Raw genomic sequence first — 24,238 nt, forward strand, 5'->3', positions numbered from 1 at the left:
CTGCGTGAATGTTTTGCTCAGTATTATTCAGTTTAAGGCAAAGGCACAACGCAGTAGTCTGAAACCGTTCCCCTCCCCTCAGGACCGCCGTGATGACCGCGATCAACTTGCACACCCACGCCTTGTCGATCAACCCCGCCAATGGCGAGCAGATCGGCCACTATGCCTACGAAAGCGACGCTGTCCTCGACGCCGCCCTGAGTCGCGCCGCCCAGGGCTTTGCTGCCTGGCGCCGCACGCCGGTAGCGGCACGCACCGCATTGCTGCTGGCCCTGGCCGGCGCCCTGCGCAACAACGCCGAGGCCATGGCGCGGATGATCACCGACGAAATGGGCAAGCCGGTGGCCCAGGCCAGGGGTGAAATCGAGAAATGCGCGCAGCTCTGCGAGTGGTACGCGGCCAACGGCCCGGCCATGCTCGAGGCTGAAGCGGCCCCGGTGCCCGTCGGCCAGGCGCGCATCGAATATCGTCCACTCGGCCCGCTGCTGGCAGTGATGCCGTGGAACTTCCCGATCTGGCAGGTGCTGCGCGGCGCGGTGCCGGCGTTGCTGGCCGGCAATACCTATGTACTCAAGCACGCGCCGAACGTGATGGGCAGCGCCTACCTGCTGCTCGAAGCGTTCCAGCGCGCAGGTTTCCCCGAGGGCGTGTTCGAGGTGATCAACGTCACCCCAGAGGGCGTGTCCAAGGCCATCGCCGACCCGCGCATTGCCGCCGTGACCCTGACTGGCAGCGTACGCGCCGGTACCGCCATCGGCGCCCAGGCCGGCGCCGCGCTGAAAAAGTGCGTGCTGGAGCTGGGCGGCTCCGACCCGTTCATTGTCCTCAACGATGCCGACCTTGATGAAGCGGTCAAAGCCGCCGTCATCGGCCGTTACCAGAACACCGGCCAGGTCTGCGCCGCAGCCAAGCGCCTGATCGTCGAGCAAGGCGTGGTCGAGGCCTTCACCCGCAAATTCGTCGAGGCCACCCAGGCGCTGGTCATGGGCGATCCGCATGCCAGCGAGACCTACATCGGCCCGATGGCCCGCTTCGACCTGCGCGATGAGCTCGACCAGCAAGTCCAGGCAACCCTGGCCGAGGGCGCGACCCTGCTGCTTGGCGGTGGCAAGGTGCAAGGCAACGGCAACTACTACCAGCCCACCGTGCTGGCCGACGTCACCGACCAGATGACTTCGTTCAAGCAGGAGTTGTTCGGCCCGGTGGCCTCGATTATCACCGCCCGCGATGCCCGCCATGCCCTGCAACTGGCCAACGACAGCGAATTCGGCCTGGCCTCGACTATTTACACTGCCAATGCTGCGTTGGCCGAGCAACTGGCCGATGAGCTGGACACCGGCGGCGTGTTCATCAACGGCTACTGCGCCAGCGACCCGCGGGTGACCTTCGGCGGCGTCAAGAAGAGCGGCTTTGGCCGTGAGTTGTCGCACTTCGGCGTACGCGAGTTCTGCAATGCGCAGACGGTGTGGGTGGACCGCAACTGACAGCCGCCACGGCTAAAGGCCCATCGCCAGGCGTAACTGCCTGGCCAGCGCAACGGCTTGTTCGCGGCTGGTGACATTGGTAAAGCCGATCAACAACCCGCGCCGTTGCCCGGGTTGTCGGTACCAGCCTGAAAGCGGCTCGATCGCCAGGCCAAGCACCCGCGCGCGGCGGGCAATCGCACAATCGTCGAAGCCGCCGCGCACATCTGCCACCAGGTGCATGCCGCCTGCCTGATTGTCCAGGTGCAGATACTCACCGAGTTCGGCCTGCAAGGCCTCGACCAGTTGCTGGCGCCGCTGGGCATAGAGGCTGCGCATCTTGCGCAAGTGCCGGGCAAAATGGCCTTCTTCGATAAATGCGCTCACCGTCGCCTGCAACAACTGCGGGCAGTGGTTGTGCATGTCCCGGGCCACGCTGGCGAAGCGCTCTACCTGGGCCTGGGGCACCACCAGATAGGCCAGGCGTATGCCCGGCGCCAGTACTTTGCTGAAGGTCGCGCAGTACAGCACCCGCCCCTCGCTGTCGAGGCTCTTGAGTGCCGGCACCGGCCGGCCGCGGTAACGGTACTCGCTGTCGTAGTCGTCCTCGATGATCCAGCTGCCCTGGCTACTGGCCCAGTCCAGCAGGCGCTGGCGCCGCGGCAGCGACAGCGTGACGCCAAGAGGGCTCTGGTGATGGGGCGTGACCAGGGCAAAGCGCGCATCAGCAGCCCGAGCGATAGCGGCGTCGACATCGAGGCCGTCGCCATCCACCGGCACCGGCACCAACTGCACCCGGGCGTGCTCAAGAAAACGCCTGGCCTGGAAGTAACCCGGGTCTTCGAACCAGCAGCGGTCACCGTCCTCCAGCAGGCTGGAGCAGATCAGGTCGAGACAGGCACGGTAGCCTGCGCAGATGAAAACCTGTTGCGCAGTACAGCTGATGCCCCGCGACACCGCCAGGTAACCCGCCAATGCATGGCGCAGGGCAAGCTGCCCTTGAGGGTCCGGGTACGCCAGGCCCTCCACCCCGCTTTGGCGCAAGGTACGCCCCACCAGGCGCGTCCACAGCTTGCGCGGAAAGGCGTCCAGCGCCGGCAAGCCGATCTGCAAGGGCATTGGTAAAGATGTCTGCGGCTCCGGGGCCAGCGCTGGCCCCGGCACACCGGCATCAACCGCCCTGGTACTGAGCGACGGGGCGACCACCGTGCCTGCCGGGCCCCTGGATTGCACATAGCCTTCACCGCCGAGCATCTGGTAAGCCGCCTCGACCGTGCCGCGCGCCAGGTTGAGTTCCGCCGCCAGGGCCCGCACCGAAGGCAGGCGCTCACCCGGCTGCAAGCGCCCGGTACTGATGGCGTCGCGAAAACGCAGGTAGATCTGTCGATAGAGGGGCGTCATCGTCGGTGGGCTGGAGGCTGGCATGTCCTAGTCATTTGTGCATTTTTTGGACCTATAAGGTAGTCCGTTGCAGCCGTAAAGTAACGGCTCAAATTGATCTGGGAGAAACCCGTGGGCGAACAGGCAACCATCCGCTACCTGCAAGAAGGCACCGAGCAACGCGACGCCTTCGAGCTAATGCGCGAACTTCGGCCGCACCTGGTGGATGCCGACGCGTTCGCGCAGCAAGTCAGGCGCCAGGCGCTGCAGGGCTACCGCTTGCTCGGGGCTTTCTACGGCAAGCAACTGCTGGGGCTGGCAGGGGTAAGGAGCAGCGAAAACCTGCTCTATGGACGCTTTACCTACGTCGACGACCTAGTGGTGTCCCCGGCCATGCGCGGCCTGCGGGTCGGCGCTGCGTTGCTCGATGCCGCCCGCGCCGATGGCCTGCGCAACGGCCATGCCTACCTGGTGCTCGATACCGGGCTGCATATGCCATTGGCCCAGCGCTTCTATTACCGCGAAGGACTTTTGGCCAAAGGCATGCATTTTGTTCAGGCACTGCCCGCCGCCGAGGCGCAGCGCCATGGATAACCTGCTCCTGGTCAATGCCAGCATGCGCGGCAGCGCCTCGATCGGCTTGCGCCTGGCCGACGAAATGGTCGCTTGCATCCGCCACCAGTACCCACACCTCAAGGTGACCCTGCGGGACCTGGCGGCCACGCCACTGGCGCCGTTGAGTGCCGGCTACGCGACAGCGCTGACCGGCTTTGTAGCGCCGCACGACCCGGTATTTGCAAGCTCCGAGGCACTGATCAGCGAGCTCGAAGGCTGTGACCTGCTGCTGATTGCCACGCCCATGCACAACTTCACCGTGCCGGCAGCGCTCAAGCTCTGGATCGACCATGTGCTGCGCATCCACCGCACCTTCATTGCCGGCCCTGAAGGCAAGGTCGGCCTGCTCAAAGACAGGCCGGTGTACCTGATCGTCAGTTCAGGCGGCTACCACCGCGGGGCACGGGCCCGCCAGCCGGACTTTCTCAGCGCTTACCTGCGCCACGTGCTCGGCACGTTGGGCCTTCAGAATGTGCACTTCGTCTACCTCGAAGGCATGGCCGTCAGTGATCAGGCGCGGCTTGCCAGCGTCACTCAAGCCAGGCTCGAACTCGCCCGGCAGCACTGGTGATTATTGCCCGGCGCCGAATTGATCTTTCAGCAGGATCGCCCGCGCCAGTTCTTCATCACTGGCTTTGAGGTCGGGGTTCTGCGCGCGGATGCTCTGCAGCATCGACTCCAGGTACACGCCGCGGATCGCACCGTCACTGGCGATGAACGACGAGGCGTCGTCACGGGCGGGGATGATGCGTTTGTCGTCCTTGAAGGTCGAGTACAGCGAAGCGGATACCCCGGCCGAGGTGGCAACATCACCGGCGTCGACTTTGGCCAGGGCCGAGCCGAAGGGCAGACAGAGCACAAGCGAGGAAACGAGCAGTAAACGGCGCATGGTGATGCCTCCGGATAAAGAGTACCTACATCAACTAGGATTGCCGTAAGTACCTTGAGTTCCCCGGCCTATTGCACCGGCAGGAAGTTCATCAGCAGCAGGCTTTGCGCGTAGTTAAGGCCAATACGCCGATAGCGCTCGTCGAGCATCTGCGCCAGCAGGTCCAGGCGCGCGACGATCTTGCCGAACTCCACGGCAAAGCTCAGGTTGCTGCCCTCCTCCGATATTTCATTGGAAAACAGCAGCAGCACGCCATTGGCGTCCTGGCGCTGGCTGAGCAGCCAGGTGGCCTTTTCGATGTTGCGCGCGGCATTGCTGACGAACTGCGGGTCGATGGTGTCGGTCATGAAAAATTCTGTGCGCCCGCCATGGGCGGTGACCAGCATGCTGCCAATGGCATAGATGAAGGCGCCGACCCGATCGCCGCGAAACTCCGGGCTAAGCGCATAGCTGAGCGCAGCCAGGTCGCGGCGCTCGCCCAGTTGCGCCAACGGCTGGCGTTGCTCGATGGCCTGGCGGATCTGCCGCTCGGCGGTGCTGGCATCGACATAGCCGGACTGGCGCCACTGGTTGGGGTTGCGCTGGTACAGCTTGTTCATCAGCAGGTAAAGGCTGCGCAGATTGTCGCGCATCGACAGCGTGGCCATGCGGTCGACGCTGGTCTGCAACAGCTCTTGAGGGCGGCCTTGGCTGAACTGGCTGACGATGTCGCGGCCTTGTTGCTGGCTGCAGGCGCTGAGGCTGGCAAGCAAGGCGCCCGCCATCACCGGCAGGCGCAGGTGTCGCAGGAAAACGAGAAACGGATCAACCATCGGCACCGGTCGGTAATCAGCGGCGACGCTGGGAGTCAGCGCCGCCTGGCCATGAATAGAGCCGACAAATCGGAAAAAGTGCGATGGTGGGCGCGATTGCCTCGGCGACTCGAGTGCAGCGTCAGAGGTGCGCTGATGGAATCAGGTTGTCGGCGCTGGCTTTCTCGAGCTTGATGGCGATGAATTTCGAGGTCGGTGTGAAGGTGCGCTCGCCGTAGCTTTCCAGCGGCACCAGCGGGTTGGTCTCCGGGTAGTAGGCCGCGGCCTGGCCTTGTGGAATGTCGTAGGCGACCAGGGTAAAGCCGCTGACCCGACGCTCGCGGCCGTCTTCCCACAGCGAGACCATATCGACCTTGTCGTTGGGCTTGAAACCCAGGCGGCGGATGTCCTGCTCGTTGGCGAAGACCACCTCACGCAGGCCGAATACGCCGCGGTAGCGATCGTCGAGGCCGTACAGGGTGGTGTTGTACTGGTCGTGGGAGCGCAGGGTCTGCAGGATCAGGTCCGGGGTGTCGCCACGGGCCAGAACTTCTTCGTTGACCAGCTGCGCCGGCAGCACGCTGGCAGTGAACTGCGCCTTGCCGCTTTCGGTGTGCCAATCGCGTTGCGCCGCGGTGTTGCCCAGGTGGAAGCCACCTGGGTGCTGCAGGCGCGCATTGAAGTCCTCGAAACCCGGGATAACGTCGGCAATCAGGTCGCGAATGCGGCTGTAGTCGGCAACCGTCCACTGCCAGTCGATCGGCCGGTCACCGAGGGTGGCCTTGGCGATGCCGGCGACGATCGCAGGCTCCGAGCGCAGCAGCGGCGAGCAGGGTTTGAGCTGGCCGTGGGAGATATGCACCATGCTGAAGGTGTCTTCGACGGTGATGCCTTGCGGCCCTTCGGCCTGCAGGTCTATTTCGGTACGGCCCAGGCACGGCAGGATCAGGGCGTCACGGCCGGTGACCAGGTGCGAGCGGTTGAGCTTGGTGGCGATGTGCGCGGTCAGCGCGCAGTTGCGCAAGGCGTCGTGGGTGCGCGGGGTATCGGGGGTGGCCTGGGCGAAGTTGCCGCCCAGGGCGATGAACACCTTGGCGTGCTGCTCTTCCATGGCCTGGATCGCCAGCACTGCATTGTGCCCGTGCAGGCGCGGGGCCTTGAAGGCGAAGCGCGCTTCCAGGGCATCGAGCAGGCGCGCCGGTGGCTGCTCGTCGATGCCCATGGTGCGGTCGCCTTGCACGTTACTGTGGCCGCGTACCGGCGACAGCCCGGCGCCCGGCTTGCCGACGTTGCCGCGCAGCAGCTGCAGGTTGATGATTTCCTGCACGGTCGGCACTGAGTGACGGTGCTGGGTCACGCCCATGGCCCAGCACATGATCACCCGCTCGGCGCGCCGGTACATGCGGGCAGCCAGCTCAAGCTCGGCCAGGCTCAGGCCCGACTGCTCGACAATATGCGCCCAACGGGTGGCATCGACTTCGGCCAGGTAAGCGTCGAGCCCCGAGGTGTGCTCGGCGATAAAGACGTGGTCGAACACTGCCGGCTCGCCCTTGGCCTGGGCCTCGCGTTCCCATTGCAGCAAAAACTTGGCAATGCCGCGCATCACCGCCATGTCGCCGCCCAGGGCCGGGCGAAAGTACGCGGTGTTGGTCGGCTCGGAGCCGTTGCTGAGCATCTCGAACGGGTGCTGCGGGTGCTGGAAACGCTCCAGGCCACGCTCCTTGAGCGGGTTCAGGCAGATCACCTGGGCCCCGCGTTTGACTGCCTCGCGCAGCGGTTCGAGCATGCGCGGGTGGTTGGTGCCGGGGTTCTGGCCGATAACGAAGATTGCGTCGGCGTGCTCCAGGTCGTCGAACACCACCGTGCCCTTGCCGACCCCGAGGGTTTCCGACATGCCGACACCGCTGGCCTCATGGCACATGTTCGAGCAATCAGGGAAGTTGTTGGTGCCGTAGGCGCGCACGAACAGCTGGTAAAGGAACGCCGCCTCGTTGCTGGCCCGGCCGGAGGTGTAGAACTCGGCCTGGTCAGGAGATTCGAGGCTGTTGAGGTGCTGGGCGATCAGCGCAAAGGCGTCCTCCCAGCTGGTTTCGACGTAGTGGTCGGTGGCGGCGTCATAGCGCATCGGATGGGTCAGGCGGCCCTGATATTCAAGCCAGTAGTCGCTCTGGCGGGCTAGCTCGGTGACGCTGTAGCGGGCGAAGAAATCCGCATCGACCAGGCGCCCGGTGGACTCCCAGTTGACCGCCTTGGCGCCGTTCTCACAGAACTTGACCATGCCACTTTCCGGCGACTCGCCCCAGGCGCAACCGGGGCAGTCGAAACCGCCGTTCTTGTTGGTCTTGAGCATAACGCGCAGGTTCTTGAAGGCGTTTTCGCTGCCCAGCCAGCTCTTGGTCACGCTTTTCAGCGCACCCCAACCGGCGGCGGGGGCGTCATAGTTTTTTATATGTTCATCTTGGCTCATCGCGGCTTCCTCGCTTGGCTCGCTGGGCATCTTTAACGTTTCACCGATTAACAACTTGTTATTGACAGGTTGATTAATGGCGAACTTCGTTTTCTACCCTTTCAGGCTATTGAGCGTGGACTCAGGCGTCTAATCAAAACAAATGACGAACCGATCAAAACCCTCTATCACGCCGCTGAAACCCACGTAATACGGGGGCTGCAAGCTACCGATAGATGAGCCTTATCAGTTGGTCATTATTAGTGATTTGACCGACATGGACGATTTAAATAGCCTCGACCATCATCAAAGAACTCGTGCGCAAACGCATCCCAGACGCGCGATAAGAGGCCCTGTTCAGCATGAGTGCAAACGGCAAACAACTGGTCGACGGCTACAGTCGTAAAATCGATTACCTGCGCATGTCGGTCACCGATCGCTGCGACTTTCGCTGCGTCTATTGCATGGCCGAAGACATGCAGTTCCTGCCGCGCCAGCGCATCCTCACCCTCGAGGAGCTGTACCAGCTGGCCGAGCGTTTCGTCGCCATGGGCACCCGCAAGATCCGCCTGACCGGTGGCGAGCCGCTGGTGCGCGCCGGCATCGTCGAGCTGTGCGCACGCATCGCCGCCCTGCCCGGCCTGCGCGAACTGTGCATGACCAGCAACGGCTCGCAACTCACCCGCCTGGCCCAGCCGCTGTTCGATGCCGGCCTTTCGCGCCTGAACATCAGCCTCGACAGCCTCGATGCCGAGCGTTTCAAGGCTTTGACCCGCACCGGCGACCTGGCCCAGGTGGTTGCCGGCATCGACGCCGCCCATGCCGCCGGCTTTCGCCGCACCAAGCTCAACTGCGTGGTGCTCAAGGGCCGCAACGATGATGAAGTGGTCGATCTGGTGCGCTTTGCCATCGACCGCCAGCTGGATATTTCCTTTATTGAAGAAATGCCCCTGGGGGTGATCAGCGAGCACCAGCGCAGCGAGTCCTATTGTTCAAGTGACGAAGTGCGCGCGCGTATCGCCGAGCACTTCAGCCTGATCGAGTCGGCCGAATCAACCCAGGGCCCCTCGCGTTACTGGCGTCTGGCTGAGGCGCCGGATATCCGCATCGGCTTCATCTCGCCGCACAGCCACAACTTTTGCGCCAGCTGCAACCGCGTGCGGCTGACCGTCGAAGGCCGTCTGCTGCTGTGCCTGGGCAATGAGCACGCCGCCGATCTCAAGCAGGTGCTGCGTGCCCACCCGGGTGACAGCGAACGCCTGGACAAGGCCATCCGCCAGGCCATGACCCTCAAGCCCTACAGCCATAATTTCGATATCAATGGCGAGGTGCAGATTTTGCGTTTCATGAACATGACGGGGGGCTAGCGGCGATGACGCCGGCCCGTCAGCCGGCGGGCAACGCCCGGGCGCGGCACCACAGGCGGGCGATGTCGCCGGCGCGGGCCTGGAGCAAGGCTGGCGCATTGGCACAGGCCGCCTCGAGGGTCATCGGCCCGCTGGTCAGGGCAAACGCGGCGTCGATGCCATGGGCATACAGCTGTTGGTAACCCTCGCCCAAGGTGCCAGCAATCACCACCACCGGCACGCCATGGCGCTGTGCTACCCGGGCCACGCCGAACGGCGTCTTGCCGCGCAGGGTCTGCGCATCAAAACGGCCCTCGCCGGTAATCACCAGGTCTGCCCCCTGCACCGCCGCCTCAAGCCCGGCAAGCTCGGCCACCACTTCGATCCCCGGGCGAAAGGCCGCCTGCATGAAGGCCTTGGCGGCAAAGCCCATGCCGCCAGCGGCGCCGCTGCCAGGGAAGTCACGCACATCAGTGCCCAGCAGTTGCCCGCAGTGGTCGGCAAAGTGTCCCAAGGCCTGGTCCAGGGCCCGGACCTGCTCGGGGCTTGCGCCCTTTTGCGGGCCAAAGATCGCTGAAGCGCCATTGCTGCCGCACAGCGGGTTGTCGACATCCGCGGCAACTTCCAGCTGCACCTCGCGCAAACGCCGGTCCAACGCGCTGGCATCGATGCGGGCAAGCTGGGCCAGGGCCAGGCCGCCTTCAGCCAGCGGCTGATTGTCGGCGTCGAACAATTGCAGGCCCAGCGCCCGCAACATGCCGCTGCCGGCATCATTGGTGGCACTGCCGCCGATGGCCAGGATAATCCGCCGGGCGCCGGCATCCAGCGCCGCAGCAATCAGTTGGCCAGTGCCAAAGGTGCTGCTGCGACAGGCATCGCGCTGCGCCAGGGTGAGCAGTTGCAGGCCACTGGCGGTGGCCATTTCGATGATCGCCGTGTGGCTGTCGGCCAGCCAGCCCCAACCGGCGTCGACCGGCTCACCCAGCGGTCCGCGCACGCGCAGGCTGCGCAGCTCGCCGGCACAGGCAGCGACGATGGCCGCCATGGTACCTTCGCCGCCGTCGGCCATCGGGCACTTGACCCGTTGCGCCTGTGGCAACACCAGGGCAATACCGGCAGCAATGGCGTCGGCGACGCCTTCGGCGCTGAGGCTGTCCTTGAACGAGTCGGGGGCGATGACGATTTTCATGGGGGATTCTCCTGATCCAGATGCCTGCATGCTGACAGTTGGGCTGCAAGAGTGCGTCGGTCGGATGCACAAAAACCGCCCGCGCTTGTTTGGCACTTGGCCAAAACTGCCTCAGTTGCCGGCTGGCAGCAACTGCAAGCCCAGGTACAGGCTGAGCATCCCTTCCAGGCGCAACGGGTCGACTTCGCTCAGTTCGGCGATGCGCTCCAGGCGATAGCGCAGGCTGTTGCGGTGAATGCCCAGGGCATCGGCGCAGGCCTGGCTCTGGCCATCGTGGCCACACCAGGCGCGCAGGGTTGCCAGCAGCTGGCCGCTGTTGTCCTTGGCACGAATGCGCTGCAGCGGTTCGAGCAGCTCGTCGAGGGCGTCATCATTGCGATGGCGCCACAGCAACGCTGGCAGCCGGTAGCGGCTCAAGGTCAGCAGGCGCTCGGCCGGCAGCACTTCGCGGCCATAGGCCAACAGGTCGCGCACCCGCCGATAACCCCGGCGTAGTTGCTCCAGGCTTTGCGCCGGCGAACCTGCGGCCAGGCGCTGCACCTGCCAGCCATGGCGTTGCAAACGCTCCAGCAGTTTCGGCTCATCCAGCACCACGGTGGCGGGCCGGCACCAGAGCAGCGATTGACGCGCGGGGCTTACGCACCAGCTGTCCGGGTAGCGGCTCATCAACCAGCTGGCCAACGCCTCGGCCGCAGGCCCGGCGTCCAGCTCAAACAGGCAGGGAATGCGCGGCAGTTGCGGCTTGAGGCCCAGCTGGCGAGCCTCATCGACCAGCCGCGGCGAATCGCCAGAGCCGCCCAGCAGCAATGCCAGCAGGTCGTCGCAGCGCTGGCGCCGCCACTGCTGCTCGACCTGCAGGTGACGCTGGGCCAAAAGCATTTCGGCGGTCATCCGTACCAGCTCGCCATAGGTGCGCAACTGCTGCGGATCACCGGTCAGGCCCAGCACGCCGATCAAGCGCCCGTCGAGCAGCAGCGGCAGGTTGACCCCGGGCTGCACCCCCTTGAGGCACTTGGCCGCTTCGACGTCGAGCTCGACGATTCGACCATTGGCCAGCACCAACTGCGCACCTTCGTGACGGGTGTTGATGCGCTCGGGCTCGCCACTGCCGAGGATCAGGCCCTGGCTGTCCATGACGTTGACGTTGCACGGCAGAATCGCCATCGCCCGCTCGACGATGTCTTGCGCCAGGTCATGGTCCAGTTCGAACATGGGAGGATCCTTGTTGTCGCAATGATTGGTCCGGGGCACAGCAGGCCGCACGAATTGCTGTGCAAAAGCACAAAGACAGCCACGGTCCGCTCACCGAGACTCGTCGCAGCAGCCGCCTCGATGCAGGCTGCGGCGATAAACATAACAACAGAGAGAGAATCATGTCATACAGCCCTGCCCCTGACCAAGGCCAAGACGTCACCCGCAATGCGCTGTATCGGCGCATCACCTTGCGGCTGATTCCGTTCATCTTCATCTGCTACCTGTTCAACTACCTGGACCGGGTCAACGTCGGCTTTGCCAAGTTGCAGATGCTCGATGCGCTCAAGTTCAGCGAAACCATCTACGGCCTGGGTGCCGGGATTTTCTTCATCGGCTATGTGCTGTGCGGGCTGCCCAGCAACCTGGCGCTCAACCGCTTCGGCCCGCGGCGCTGGATCGCGCTGATGATGATCGCCTGGGGCACGCTGTCGACCTGCCTGCTGTTCGTCACCACGCCCATGGAGTTCTACGTCCTGCGCCTGTTCACCGGCGCCGCCGAAGCGGGCTTCTTCCCCGGCATCGTGCTGTACCTTTCGCGCTGGTTCCCGGCCACCCGTCGCGGGCGGATCATGGCCCTGTTCATGTCGGCGATCCCGGTGTCGGGCTTGCTCGGCGGGCCGTTCTCGGGCTGGATTCTCAATCATTTCGCCGCCGGCCAGCATGGCCTGGCCGGCTGGCAGTGGATGTTCCTGATCCAGGGCCTGCCGACCGTGCTGCTGGGCTTTCTGGCGATCTTCCTGCTCAGTGATGGTTACGCCAAGGCCAAATGGCTAAGCCCAGCCGAACGCCAGATCATCGAAACCGACCTCAAGGCCGATGCCGCCAGCAAGCCGGTGACCAGCAGCGACAGCCTGCTGTCGGTGTTTGCCAACCCGCTGATCTGGACCTTCGGTTTCGTCTACTTCTGCATCCAGAGCGGGGTCTATGCGATCAACTTCTGGCTGCCGTCGATCATCAAGAACCTGGGTTTCAGCGACGCCCTGCTGATCGGTTGGCTGAGCGCCATCCCCTACCTGCTGGCCGGGGTGTTCATGCTGCTGGTCGGGCGCTCGGCAGACCTGCGCAACGAGCGCCGCTGGCATCTTGTTGTGCCGATGCTGATGGGTGCCCTGGGCCTGCTGATCGCGGTGAACTTCGGCCACAGCCCGGTGATTGCGATTATCGGTTTGAGCATTGCCACCATGGGCGCCCTCACCGGCCTGCCGATGTTCTGGCCGATGCCCACCGCGTTGCTCAGCGCCGGTACCGCAGTGGCGGGCCTGGCGATCATCAACTCGGTCGGGCAGATGGCCGGCTTTCTCAGCCCCTACCTGGTCGGTTTCATCAAGGACCAGACCGGCTCGACCGATGCCGCGCTGTATTCGCTGGCGGGCTTGATTGTGTTTGGTAGTTTGGTGGCGCTGCGGGTTTCCCGGGTGCGGGCTGCCGGGGCGGCGGCCGAACCGGCGAACTGAGGCAAGCCCGCTCCTACATAATGTAGGAGCGGGCGTGCCCCGCGATGCTTTAAATCAGAGGTGGAACTGTGTAAAACAGATCGAATTCCAATCGCCAAAGGCCTTTCGATCATGATTTACCGTCCACTGGGCCAAAGCGGCCTGCAGGTGTCGGCACTGACCCTGGGCAGCATGATGTTCGGCGAGCCGACCAGCACCGAAGACTCGCTGCGCATCATCGCCAAGGCCTGGGACCAGGGCATCAATTTCATCGACACCGCCGACGTCTACAACGCCGGGCGCAGCGAGGAAATCGTCGGCGAGGCCATTGCCCGCCACCGCCACGACTGGATCCTCGCCTCCAAGGTCGGCTTCGGCCCCGCCGAGGGCCTGCCCAACCGTAGCGGCCTGAACCGCAAGCACATCTTCAATGCCATCGAAGCCAGCCTGACCCGCCTGGGCACCGATTACCTGGACATCTACTACCTGCACCGCGAAGACCACAACACCCCGCTTGAGGTCACCGTCAGCGCCATCGGCGACCTGCTGCGCCAGGGCAAGATCCGCCACTGGGGTGTGTCCAACTTCCGCGGCTGGCGCATCGCCGAGCTGTGCAACCTGGCCGAGCGCCTGGGCGTGCCCAAGCCGGTGGTCAGCCAGCCGCTGTACAACATCGTCAACCGCCAGGCCGAACCCGAGCAGTTCAGCGCCGCCGCCCACCACGGCCTGGGCATCGTGCCCTACAGCCCGCTGGCGCGCGGCGTGCTCAGCGGCAAGTACGCGCCCAATGCCAGCCCCGATGCCAACAGCCGCGCCGGACGCCAGGACAAGCGCATCCTGGAAACCGAATGGCGCCCAGAATCGCTGCAGATCGCCCAGCAGATCCACGCCTACCTGCAGCCCAGGGGCATCGGCATGGTCGAGTTCGCCATCGCCTGGGTGCTCAACAACCGCGCGGTCAGCTCGGCGATCGTCGGCCCGCGCACCGAAGCCCAGTGGGACACCTACAGCGGCGCGCTGGCGGTGCAGATCAGCGCTGAAGACGAAGCCTTCATCGATTCGCTGGTGACCCCGGGCCACGCCTCGACTCACGGCTACAACGACAGCGCGCACTACGTCAGTGGTCGCGTGGCGCGCTGAGTTCGGCGCCGAGCAGGTGGCTGATGGCGGCCTTGAGCTTCATCGGCCGCACCGGCTTGTGCATCAACGTATGGCCGCGCTCGCGCACCTGTTGTTTTAGCTCGTTGCTGTAGTTGGCGGTGATCATCAAGGCCGCCAGCGGTACAGGCCGCTGGGCATTGATCGCCGCCACCGCATCGACACCGTTGCGGCCGTTGTCCAGGTGGTAATCGGCGATCAGCAGGTCGGCTTCGGCGCTGTTGCAGGCCACCTGGCGCGCCAGGTCCTGCTCACTCAAGGCCGTCACCACCTCGCAGCCCCACTGCTCGAGCAAGGTGCGCATGCCAGCGCAGATCGCCGCGTCGTTATCCAGCACCCAGATACGCGCGCCTTCCAGGCGTTCGCGCAGCGGCTCGCTGAGGTCGGGTTCGGCCAGCCGCCTGGGTGCCTGGAGGCTGCAGGGTACTTCGACGGTAAACACCGAGCCCTTGCCCGGCACTGAACGCAATTGCAGGCGGTGTCCGAGAATCCCGGCGATCTTGTCGACGATGGCCAAGCCCAGGCCCAGGCCGCGGTCCTGGTCCGGGCGCTGCGCATCACCACGACGAAACTCCTCAAACACCTCTTCGCGGCGCTCTTGGGCAATGCCGATGCCGGTGTCCCAGACCTCGATCGACAACGCCTTGGCGCGCCGCCGGCAGCCGAGCAGCACACGGCCGCGCGGGGTGTAGCGGATGGCATTGCTGAGCAGGTTGCGCAGTATCCGCGCCAGCAACTGGATATCGCTGTGCACGCTCAGCCCACAGGGCACATAGGCCATGCGCAGGCCCGCGCTGGCGGCGGCATGGGCAAATTCGGCGGCGAGGTTGTCGAGCAGGTCGCTGACGGCGAAGCTGGCAAGGTCGGCCTTGATCACCCCGGCGTCGAGCTTGGAGATATCCACCAGGGTGCCGAGCAGGTTCTCGACGTCATCCAGCGAGTTGCTGACATTGCGCACCAGCGCAGGGTTAGCGCTGCTCTGTTCGAGCAAGGCACTGGTGAACAGCCGCGCCGCGTTCAAGGGTTGCAGCAAGTCATGGCTGACGGCGGCGAGGAACTTGGTCTTCGACAGGTTGGCCTGCTCGGCTTGCTGCTTGGCCCTGCTCAGTTCGGCGGTGCGTTCGCGTACCCGCACTTCGAGGTTCTGGTAGGCCTGGTGCAGGGCCTCGGCACTGCGCCGGCGTTCGGTGATGTCGCGAATCAGCACGAAAATCCCAACCACCTCGCCACTGGCCAGGCGGTTGGGCACGTAGGAGCGCAGCATGTAGCGTTCCTGGCCGTTGACGTGGGTCTCGGCGCATTCGAACGTCACGCTCTCGCCGGCCAGCGCCCGCTCGATGTAACCCTCCAGGCGCTGGTAGTGCCCGGGGCTGTGCACCTCGCGCAGGTTCTGTCCGAGCATCACCCCCGGCGGCCAGCAGTACCACTGCTCGTAGACCTTGTTGGTGAACTCGTAGACCAGCTCGGCATTGAGGTAGGCAATCAGCGCCGGCACATGGTCGGTGATCAGCCGAATCCAGCGCTCGCTTTCGCTCAGGGCTTGCGCGTGCTGGTAGCGTTCGGTGATGTCGGTGAAAGTGTTGACGAAACCGCCGGTGGGCAACGGATGGGTACGGATTTCCAGCATGCGTCCGTCGAACAGGCGCTGTTCCAGTTCATGCACACAGCGGCCATTACCGTCGCGGCTGGCCGGGGTCAGCAAGGCCAGTTCGCTGTCGGCGATCACTTCGGTAAAGGATCGGTGGGCGGCGATCGGCGCCAGGCCGCTGAGTTCGAGAAAACGCCGGTTCCACAGTTCCAGCACGCCGTCGGCATTGACCATGGCCACGCCCTGGGACAGGTTGTCGACCGCCCGTTGCAACAAGTAGGACTTTTGCGCCACCGCCTGCTCGCGGCGCCGGGTTTCGCTGTGCTTGACCTCGGTGATGTCGGTGAACAGCATCACCCGCCCGCCGTCCTGGGTTGGCCGCTCGCTGACCTGCAGCCAGCGCCCGTTGTGCAGACGATACAGCAGGTGTTCATCGCTGCCGCCGCGCAGTTCTTCGCGCAACAGGCCGCTGCTGTGCATCAGGCGCTTGACCTCGGCCAGGCGCATGCCGCTGATGATGCGCAAGCGGCTGCCGGCCCAGAAGGCTTTGAAGCGGCTGTTGAAGAGGACGATGCGCAAGTCCGGGTCGAACAGCACAAAGGCGTCGGAGATGCTTTCGATGGCATCGACCAGGTGCTGGTGGGCGGTTTCCGCGCGCAGCCGGGCCTCGCTGAGCAGGTGGTTGCTGGCCTTGAGCTCGACCAGGGTCTGGTTCAGGGCATCGGTGCGCTCGCGTACCTGTTCGGCCAGCACCACCGAATGCTGGAACGCCGCATAGGAATCGTCCGGGCGCGCCGCCCCCGACTCCAGGCGCTCGATCAGCGCAGCGTTGATGCGCAGCAGCTTGTGGTTGGCCCGTTGCAGCTCGGCCAGGCGCGGGTCACTGTTCACACTGGCCTCGGGGCCGGCCGATGGCAACGCCGGTGAAGGTCTGGTTGATGTGCATGCCATTGAACTGTTCCCCGTAGGAGTTGAAACCCAGCACCCGCTGACTGCGCAGAAAACCGCCGACCTCGGCCAGGCTGTCGCTGCCTTCGAGCTCCAGGCGGCGCAGGAAGCAATCGCAACCGATGGTCAGCAGCAAGGGCCCGAGGCGTTGTTGCAGGCCGCTAAACAGGTGCTGCAGATTCGGCAACAGCGGCCCCGGACGCATGGCGGTGAGGACGATGCCGTTCTCCACCGCGCAGTAGAAACTCAGGCTCAGGTCCTCGTGCACCTGCTGGATGGCGCGCACGTAATAACGCTCGTTGATGCGCACCGCCAGCGGGTGGGCGGCGAAGGTGCGGTGATTGATCTGGCTGACCGGCACGCCGATCAACTGCGCGTATTCAAGCGCTGCCGGTTCGGCGTTGAGCTCGTAGACCCGGCGCAACTGGCGATCGGCGCGGGTGATTACCAGTTTTTCACTGCGCGGCTCGATGTGATGGGTGGTGAACACCTCGAACTCAAGCCCGGTGTTGACCAGCAGCACCACCGCAGCGCCACTGCGAAAGGCGCCGTCGAAGTACACATGGGTGTGGTGCAGATGATTGTCGTCACCGGCCGAGCCACCGAAATGCGGGATATCGCCCAACGCCGCACTGAGTGCCGCCAGCACGGTTTCTTCACGGCTGGACAGGCCGTCGAGCAGGGTCAGGGCAAAGCTGTGGCCCTTGATCGGCGCCAGGCTGTTGCCGCGGCACTCACCCACCAGGCGCTCGACCGTGGCCTGGGCCTGGATCAGGCTGAACGCCGGCATGGCGTCGATCAGTTCGGCGGCGATGGAAAACTGCCGGTGATCGAAACCCAGGGCGGTGATGCAGCCTCGGTCGTAACCGTCGGGGGTAAGTTCGCCGGCACTGGTGCAACCGGCCAGGCGAATGCCGCCGAAACTCTGTTGCAGGGCCTGGGCCAGGGCCGGCAGGTCGTACTCGGCGGAGCAGAAGAACAACACGAAACCCAGGTGCGGGTGCAGCAGCTGGCTGGCCAGTTCCTGGGCGGCAAGCTCAGCAACGCTGGCCCGCGACACGGCACTGATCACGCCCTCGGCCGGGAACTGCTGCATGGGTGCCTCCTGGGTGGGCATTGATCGATGCAGGCAGTTTAGGCAGGCGCGGTAGCGCGCCGAATGCTACTTGGGTACTGGGTATGGGTGGCATTGGTTGTAGAGCGGGTAGCCTCATCGCGGGGCGAGCCCGCTCCTACCGGTCAATGCGTTTACCAGGTCAGCACCGCGCCCACGGCGAAGGTATCGGTGTCTTCATTCTGCGCATCGCCTTCATGGCCGTCGATCTCGAACTGGTTGTACTCGGCGACCAGCTTGAGGTTGTCGTTGATGTCATGAAACAGCGCAATGCCACGGGTTTCATAGTCGGCGCCGGTGTTCACTGCGCCATTGCCGTCATCCCTGGTCTTGCCATACGACAGCGCCAGACGGTTCTTGCCGAGCTTGTACGAGCCCTGAAGCAGATAACCCTTGCTGTCGACCTCACGCAAGGTCGCCTCGCCGGCGTTGTTGGTGAAGAACGGGTTGATGCCCTTGGCGGTAAAACCTGAGCCGGTCAGCGACAACCCGCCGATCTTCGCCTGCACGCCATAGCCGAGGCCCTTGGAAGTCACCGAATCGACGCTGCTGTCGGTGTTGTCCGAGGTCTGGTAGGTGCCGTTGAGCCAGCTATAAATCTGCGCGCCGCCGAGGTCGAACTGGTAGGTGATCTCGCTCTCGGTGCGCGGGTTTTCCTGGTAGGCCTTGCCCACCGCGCTGTCGTCGTTGGTGTCCACCGGGTCGAGGATCCCCACGGCAATGCGCAAGCCGTCCAACACCGGCGTGCGGTAGGTGATCTGCGAGGTCGGGAACGGGTACGGGTAGCCGCTGCCGATGTTGCCAAACGACACCCCGCCGCCATCGACCAGGCCCAGGGTGTCGCTGACCTGGCCGTAGCCGGCGAGCAACTCGTCGAGGAGGATGTTGGAGCGGGCGAACAGGCCGAAGTCCTTGCCGATCAACACCTCGCCCCATTCGGGGTTGGCCACGGTGCCGTAGAACTGGCGCACGTCGATGGCGGTGTCGGTACCGTTGGTTTCGCTGTCGTTGATGGTCACCCAGAACGAGGCCCGGCCGCCGAGCTTGAGGTCATCGACCTGGCGGGTCATGTTGAAGCCCAGGTAATTGGGCAGAAAGCCCATCTTCACCCGCGACTGTCGACGGTCGTATTGCTCCCCGGCGCGGTCGACGTCGCTGTTGACGTAGAAGGCGTTGATGTAGCCGTCGGTGGAAAAGGTCGTCTGCTCCTTGTCGTAGAGCATGATCTCGGCGCCGGCCAGCGGGCTCAGGCCCAGGGCGGCAAGGCTGGTCAGCAACGGCAGGAAACGGCGATTGGCATTGTTATTGTTGTGCATGGCGCTCTCCGCAAAACGGGGGGACAGATGTCGGAGGCGATTATCGAAAGGCCCGGCAAGCGGCCATACCCTGCCTTGGCGGCGCTCCCGTGCTGCTTTGGCGCAACCGGCCCGGCTGCCCGCAGGCGGAACTAATCCCTTGCCCGTCAGTGTCACAAGTCTAAAGTGGCAAGACCCGGTGCGTTAGGCGCGCCCACCCATGCAAAAATGCAGACTGAGCCTGCAGATTTACGGATTGTATTGGGCAAATTTGCACTGATACGATCCTTCGATCCTCTAGCGCCTATCCAGACCGTGTTAAAACACGTGGAAAATCAATAACAAAGCAGGGAGAAAGCGATGACCGCGCACGCTCAAGCGCCAACCGACGTCCATGTACTGGCCGAGGTTCGCAACCATATCGGTCACTTGACCCTCAACCGCCCCACCGGCCTCAACGCCCTGACCCTGGACATGGTCCGCCGCCTGCAGCGCCAACTTGACGCCTGGGCCGCAGACTCCAAGGTGCATGCCGTGACCCTGCGCGGCGAAGGCCCGAAAGGTTTCTGCGCCGGCGGCGACATCCGTTCGCTGTACGACAGCTACAAGGCCGGTGACAGCCTGCACCGGGATTTTTTCGTCGAGGAATACGCCCTCGACCTGTGCATCCACCATTACCCCAAGCCGGTGCTGGCACTGATGGACGGCTTCACCCTCGGCGGCGGCATGGGCCTGGCCCAGGGCGCCGACCTGCGGGTGGTCACCGAGCGCAGCCGCCTGGCCATGCCGGAAACCGCCATCGGTTATTTCCCGGATGTTGGCGGCAGCTATTTCCTCTCGCGCATTCCCGGCGAGCTGGGCATCTACCTGGGGGTCAGCGGCGTCCAGGTGCAGGCGGCCGATGCGCTGTACTGCGGCCTGGCCGACTGGTACCTGGACAGCAGCAAGCTGGCCAGCCTCGATGAGCGCCTCGACACCCTGAGCTTTGGCGAACACCCGCTCAAGGACCTGCAAGGGGTGCTGGCCAAACTCGGCACCCAGGTGCTTGAAGACGCACCGCTGGCCAGGTTGCGCCCGGCCATCGATCACTTCTTCGCCCTGCCCGACGTTGCCAGTATCGTCGAGCAACTGCGCGCCGTAACCGTGGCCGACAGCCATGAATGGGCACTGAAAACCGCCGATATGCTCGACAGCCGCTCGCCGCTGGCCATGGCTGTGACCCTGGAGATGCTTCGTCGCGGCCGTCACCTGAGTCTTGAAGACTGCTTCAAGATGGAGCTGCACCTGGACCGCCAGTGGTTCGAGCATGGCGACCTGATCGAAGGCGTACGCGCGCTGATCATCGACAAGGACAAGCAGCCACGCTGGAACCCCGCCACCCTCGCCGGCCTCGACCGCCAGCGCGTGGATCAATTCTTCGAAGGCCTCTGAGGCCTGGAGTACGCAGATGCAAGACCTGGAACTGACTGAAGAACAGATCATGATCCGCGACATGGCCCGGGACTTCGCCCGTGGCGAGATCGCCCCCCATGCCCAGGCCTGGGAAAAGGCCGGCTGGATCGACGATGGCGTGGTGCAGAAGATGGGCGAGCTGGGCCTGCTGGGCATGGTCGTGCCCGAGCAATGGGGCGGCAGTTACACCGACTATGTCGCCTACGCCCTGGCGGTCGAAGAGATCGCCGCCGGCGATGGTGCCACCGGTGCGCTGATGAGCATTCACAATTCGGTGGGCTGCGGCCCGCTGCTCGCCTACGGCAGCGCCGAACAGCAACAGACCTGGCTTGAGCGCCTGGCCAGCGGCCAGGTGATCGGCTGCTTCTGCCTGACCGAGCCGCAAGCGGGCTCCGAGGCCCACAACCTGCGCACCCGCGCCGAGCTTGAGGGCGATCACTGGGTGATCAATGGCGCCAAGCAGTTCGTCAGCAATGCCCGCCGTGCAGGGCTGGCGATTGTCTTCGCGGTCACTGACCCGGAGCTGGGCAAAAAAGGTATTTCGGCGTTCCTGGTGCCCACCGACAACGAAGGCTTCGTGGTCGATCGCAGCGAGCACAAGATGGGCATCCGCGCCTCCGACACCTGCGCGGTAACCCTCAACAACTGCCGTATCCCGGCAGCCAACATGCTCGGCGAGCGCGGCAAGGGCCTGGCCATTGCCCTGTCCAACCTCGAAGGCGGGCGTATCGGCATCGCCGCCCAGGCCCTGGGCATTGCCCGCGCGGCATTCGAGGCGGCGCTGGTGTATTCGCGTGACCGTATTCAGTTCGGCAAGCCGATCAACGAGCACCAGAGCATCGCCAACCTGCTGGCCGACATGCAGGTGCAGATCAACGCCGCACGGCTGTTGATTCTCCACGCCGCACGCCTGCGCAGCGCCGGCAAGCCATGCCTGAGCGAAGCCTCACAGGCCAAGCTGTTCGCCTCGGAAATGGCCGAGCGGGTGTGCTCCAAGGCGATCCAGGTGCATGGCGGGTATGGCTATCTGGAAGATTACCCGGTCGAGCGTTACTACCGCGATGCGCGCATTACCCAGATCTACGAAGGCTCCAGCGAAATCCAGCGCATGCTGATTGCCCGGGAGTTGAAGCACTACACCTTGTAAACACGGCCTACTGCAGGAGCGGGCTTGCCCCGCGATGCGATTTCACTGTTGAATCGCTATCGCGGGTCAAGCCCGCTCCTACAGTCACTCCTCGACATGCACGCTGTCGAGGTAACTGCGCACCGCCCATAAGGCTTCCTGGCTGAGGTAGTCAGCCATCTTCGGCATGTACACCCGGCCATCGCGTACCGCGCCATTGCGCACCCGCTCGACAAACCATTCATCACCGGCAGCGCCTTCGTCGAGCAAGCGCAGGTCCGGGGCGATGCCACCGGACTTGGCTTCAAGGCCGTGGCAGGCGGCGCAGTTCTGGTTGTAGGCCGAAGCACCGATGGACACCGCCTCGTCGTGGTCCTTGCTGTTGCGGTAGGGGTTTTCTGCGCGCCACTGCTCACCGAGCTTTTCCAGGTTGCCGGTGTTGACCGCGGTCGGCGTCACGTTGCCATGGGCAAAAGCCCCGGCGCTGCTCATCAGGCTGGCGCTGACGATCAGGCTCAACCAGGCGTTTTTTGCTGTTTTCATTGTTCTGCCCTCGACTGCTGTTTGCACGCAAAAACCTCTCGGCTGAAAGGTTGTGCCGGCATCTTAGAAACGTGCTGGCGAGGGCCCCATGCTGCTTTGGTGGCCGCAGCCTCCTCCCTTGGTAGTAGCGCTTGTGGGGCAGTGCCAAATCATGCCCGGCCTGGGAAATTTTCCCGTAAAGACCGGGAGATTTTCCGTATCGATCGCGCCCTTGGCGTTCCAGGCTATGCAGGCCAAAACCTTCATTGGGAACTCCAACCATGACAATAAGATCGTTACCCGCCGCACTTTCCCCGCTGACTGCTGCCGTGCATACCGTCCTCCTGCTGGGCAGCCTGGCCCTGGCCCCGCATGCCCTGGCGAAACCTGTGAGCTGGGAAGACATCGCCGACGACCACAAGAGCACCGGCAACGTGCTGCAGTACGGCATGGGCACCAATGCCCAGCGCTGGAGCCCGCTGGCCCAGGTCAACGACCACAACGTGTTCAAGCTGACCCCGGCCTGGTCGTACTCTTTTGGTGACGAGAAGCAGCGCGGCCAGGAGTCCCAGGCCATCGTCAACGACGGCGTGATCTACGTCACCGGCTCGTACTCGCGGGTGTTTGCCCTCGACGCCAAGACCGGCAAGCGCCTGTGGACCTACAACCATCGCCTGCCGGACAACATTCGCCCGTGCTGCGACGTGGTCAACCGCGGCGCCGCCATCTATGGCGACAAGATCTACTTCGGCACTCTCGACGCCCAGGTCATCGCCCTGAACAAGGACACCGGCAAGGTGGTGTGGAAGAAAAAGTTCGGCGACCACAGCGCCGGCTACACCATGACCGGCGCCCCGACCCTGATCAAGGACCAGAAGAGCGGCAAGGTGTTGCTGATTCACGGCAGCTCCGGCGATGAATTCGGCGTGGTCGGCCAGTTGTATGCCCGCGACCCGGAGACCGGTGACGAGGTATGGATGCGGCCCTTCGTCGAAGGTCATATGGGCCGCCTGAACGGCAAGGACAGCACCCCCACCGGCGACGTCAAGGCGCCGTCCTGGCCAGATGATCCGAACACCGAGACCGGCAAGGTCGAAGCCTGGAGCCATGGCGGCGGCGCGCCGTGGCAGAGCGCAAGCTTCGATGCCGAGACCAATACCATCATTGTCGGCGCCGGCAACCCGGGCCCCTGGAACACCTGGGCGCGCACGTCCAAAGACGGCAACCCGCACGACTTCGACAGCCTTTACACCTCTGGCCAGGTCGGCGTCGACCCGAGCACCGGCGAGGTCAAGTGGTTCTACCAGCACACGCCCAATGATGCCTGGGACTTCTCCGGCAACAACGAACTGGTGCTGTTCGACTACGAGGACAAGGACGGCAAGCAGTACAAGGCCACCGCCCATGCCGACCGCAACGGCTTCTTCTACGTGGTCGACCGCACCAACGGCAAACTCAAGAACGCCTTCCCGTTCGCCGACAACATCACCTGGGCCAGCCACATCGACCTCAAGACCGGCCGCCCGGTGGAAAACCCCGGCCAGCGTCCGGCCAAGCCCGAGCCAGGGCAAACCAAGGGCAAGCCGGTGGAAGTCTCGCCGCCGTTTTTGGGTGGCAAGAACTGGAACCCCATGGCCTACAGCCAGGACACCGGCCTGTTCTATGTACCGTCGAACCAGTGGAAAGAGGAGTACTGGACCGAGGAGGTCAACTACAAGAAGGGCTCGGCCTACCTGGGCATGGGTTTTCGCATCAAGCGCATGTACGAGGACCACGTCGGCTCGCTGCGGGCCATGGACCCGACCACCGGCAAGATGGTCTGGGAGCACAAGGAACGCCTGCCGCTGTGGGCCGGGGTACTGGCGACCAAGGGCAACCTGGTGTTCACCGGTACCGGTGATGGCTACTTCAAGGCCTTCAACGCCAAGACCGGCGAGGAACTGTGGAAATTCCAGACTGGCAGCGGCATCGTCTCGCCGCCGATCACCTGGGAACAGGATGGTGAGCAGTACATCGGCGTGACCGTCGGCTACGGCGGCGCGGTGCCGCTGTGGGGTGGCGACATGGCCGAGCTGACCAAGCCAGTGGCTCAGGGTGGCTCGTTCTGGGTGTTCAAGATCCCGGCCTGGGATACCAAGACGGCCCAGCGCTAAGCCCATCGCCGGCCAAGCTCGCTCCGTGTTGGAGCGGGCTTAGCCGGCGATAGCCATCTCACAGCCCAGGAGATCC

General features: G+C 64.2%; 19 protein-coding genes. 9 read left to right on the top strand and 10 right to left on the bottom strand.

The genetic code is table 11. The features are described 5' to 3' along the window. Positions 1-92: 92 nt before the first annotated feature. On the top strand, positions 93-1,484 hold the full coding sequence (locus LOY34_RS13370; RefSeq protein ID WP_195884109.1) for an aldehyde dehydrogenase family protein: 1,392 nt from the start codon (positions 93-95) through the stop codon (positions 1,482-1,484). A 12-nt stretch (positions 1,485-1,496) separates the two neighbouring features. Here LOY34_RS13370 and LOY34_RS13375 read toward each other — a convergent pair whose 3' ends face one another. Then, positions 1,497-2,888, bottom strand: a complete 1,392-nt coding sequence (locus LOY34_RS13375; RefSeq protein WP_195884110.1) for a PLP-dependent aminotransferase family protein — start codon at positions 2,886-2,888, stop codon at positions 1,497-1,499. An 87-nt stretch (positions 2,889-2,975) separates the two neighbouring features. Between LOY34_RS13375 and LOY34_RS13380 the strand changes: the two genes are divergently transcribed. Together LOY34_RS13380 and LOY34_RS13385 are read left to right on the top strand one after the other, a co-directional pair. Continuing rightward, the gene (locus LOY34_RS13380; RefSeq protein WP_045202028.1) at positions 2,976-3,437 is read left to right on the top strand and encodes a GNAT family N-acetyltransferase; all 462 of its coding nucleotides are present in this window, start codon (positions 2,976-2,978) and stop codon (positions 3,435-3,437) included. Then, entirely contained in the window at positions 3,430-4,029 is a 600-nt protein-coding gene (locus LOY34_RS13385; protein ID WP_195884111.1) for an FMN-dependent NADH-azoreductase, read from the top strand. The genes LOY34_RS13380 and LOY34_RS13385 overlap by 8 nt, the downstream gene beginning before the upstream one ends. Here LOY34_RS13385 and LOY34_RS13390 read toward each other — a convergent pair whose 3' ends face one another. From LOY34_RS13390 to LOY34_RS13400, 3 genes are all read right to left on the bottom strand, one after another. Continuing rightward, positions 4,030-4,347, bottom strand: a complete 318-nt coding sequence (locus LOY34_RS13390; protein WP_195884112.1) for a DUF2388 domain-containing protein — start codon at positions 4,345-4,347, stop codon at positions 4,030-4,032. It abuts the gene before it with no gap. Between the two features lie 68 nt (positions 4,348-4,415). Next, positions 4,416-5,159: a hypothetical protein gene (locus LOY34_RS13395; protein WP_045201988.1), complete on the bottom strand. Its 744-nt coding sequence runs from the start codon at positions 5,157-5,159 to the stop codon at positions 4,416-4,418. Positions 5,160-5,280: 121 nt separating this feature from the next. Continuing rightward, entirely contained in the window at positions 5,281-7,605 is a 2,325-nt protein-coding gene (locus tag LOY34_RS13400) for an FdhF/YdeP family oxidoreductase (RefSeq protein WP_195884113.1), read from the bottom strand. Between the two features lie 341 nt (positions 7,606-7,946). Between LOY34_RS13400 and moaA the strand changes: the two genes are divergently transcribed. Next, positions 7,947-8,951: a GTP 3',8-cyclase MoaA gene (moaA, locus tag LOY34_RS13405; protein WP_195884114.1), complete on the top strand. Its 1,005-nt coding sequence runs from the start codon at positions 7,947-7,949 to the stop codon at positions 8,949-8,951. Positions 8,952-8,970: 19 nt separating this feature from the next. Here moaA and LOY34_RS13410 read toward each other — a convergent pair whose 3' ends face one another. Further along, entirely contained in the window at positions 8,971-10,119 is a 1,149-nt protein-coding gene (locus tag LOY34_RS13410; RefSeq protein WP_195884115.1) for a glycerate kinase, read from the bottom strand. Between the two features lie 111 nt (positions 10,120-10,230). Further along, positions 10,231-11,331 carry a sugar diacid recognition domain-containing protein gene (locus LOY34_RS13415; protein WP_195884116.1) on the bottom strand — a complete coding sequence of 367 codons (1,101 nt, stop codon included), beginning with the start codon at positions 11,329-11,331 and terminating at the stop codon, positions 10,231-10,233. 161 nt (positions 11,332-11,492) lie between these two features. On the opposite strand from LOY34_RS13415, the gene LOY34_RS13420 reads away from it, so the two are divergent. Further along, a complete protein-coding gene (locus LOY34_RS13420; RefSeq protein WP_093382740.1) occupies positions 11,493-12,827 on the top strand; it encodes an MFS transporter in 1,335 nt (444 codons plus the stop codon). 111 nt (positions 12,828-12,938) lie between these two features. After that, positions 12,939-13,946 carry an aldo/keto reductase gene (locus LOY34_RS13425; protein WP_258663167.1) on the top strand — a complete coding sequence of 336 codons (1,008 nt, stop codon included), beginning with the start codon at positions 12,939-12,941 and terminating at the stop codon, positions 13,944-13,946. Here the strand turns inward: LOY34_RS13425 and LOY34_RS13430 are convergent. From LOY34_RS13430 to LOY34_RS13440, 3 genes are all read right to left on the bottom strand, one after another. Continuing rightward, positions 13,924-16,503, bottom strand: a complete 2,580-nt coding sequence (locus tag LOY34_RS13430; RefSeq protein WP_230090855.1) for a PAS domain-containing hybrid sensor histidine kinase/response regulator — start codon at positions 16,501-16,503, stop codon at positions 13,924-13,926. The two genes, LOY34_RS13425 and LOY34_RS13430, sit on opposite strands and share 23 nt — an antisense overlap. Next, complete coding sequence (gene nosP / locus LOY34_RS13435; RefSeq protein WP_195884119.1) at positions 16,433-17,596, bottom strand: nitric oxide-sensing protein NosP; 1,164 nt, start codon at positions 17,594-17,596, stop codon at positions 16,433-16,435. The genes LOY34_RS13430 and nosP overlap by 71 nt, the downstream gene beginning before the upstream one ends. Positions 17,597-17,748: 152 nt before the next feature. Then, on the bottom strand, positions 17,749-18,930 hold the full coding sequence (locus LOY34_RS13440; RefSeq protein WP_045201972.1) for a porin: 1,182 nt from the start codon (positions 18,928-18,930) through the stop codon (positions 17,749-17,751). A 339-nt stretch (positions 18,931-19,269) separates the two neighbouring features. Between LOY34_RS13440 and LOY34_RS13445 the strand changes: the two genes are divergently transcribed. Both LOY34_RS13445 and LOY34_RS13450 read left to right on the top strand, forming a co-directional pair. Next, positions 19,270-20,340, top strand: a complete 1,071-nt coding sequence (locus LOY34_RS13445) for an enoyl-CoA hydratase/isomerase family protein (RefSeq protein ID WP_195884120.1) — start codon at positions 19,270-19,272, stop codon at positions 20,338-20,340. Between the two features lie 16 nt (positions 20,341-20,356). Next, positions 20,357-21,508 carry an acyl-CoA dehydrogenase family protein gene (locus LOY34_RS13450; RefSeq protein WP_195884121.1) on the top strand — a complete coding sequence of 384 codons (1,152 nt, stop codon included), beginning with the start codon at positions 20,357-20,359 and terminating at the stop codon, positions 21,506-21,508. An 84-nt stretch (positions 21,509-21,592) separates the two neighbouring features. Here LOY34_RS13450 and pedF read toward each other — a convergent pair whose 3' ends face one another. Beyond that, positions 21,593-22,030 (bottom strand): cytochrome c-550 PedF, encoded by a 438-nt coding sequence (gene pedF, locus LOY34_RS13455; protein ID WP_045201967.1) that lies wholly within the window; start codon positions 22,028-22,030, stop codon positions 21,593-21,595. A gap of 260 nt (positions 22,031-22,290) precedes the next feature. Here pedF and exaA point away from each other — a divergent pair, with 260 nt between their 5' ends. Beyond that, complete coding sequence (gene exaA / locus LOY34_RS13460; protein ID WP_258663169.1) at positions 22,291-24,162, top strand: quinoprotein ethanol dehydrogenase; 1,872 nt, start codon at positions 22,291-22,293, stop codon at positions 24,160-24,162. Positions 24,163-24,238: the final 76 nt, after the last annotated feature.

Origin of the sequence: Pseudomonas sp. B21-009 (assembly GCF_024749345.1) — a bacterium.
Classification (GTDB): domain Bacteria; phylum Pseudomonadota; class Gammaproteobacteria; order Pseudomonadales; family Pseudomonadaceae; genus Aquipseudomonas.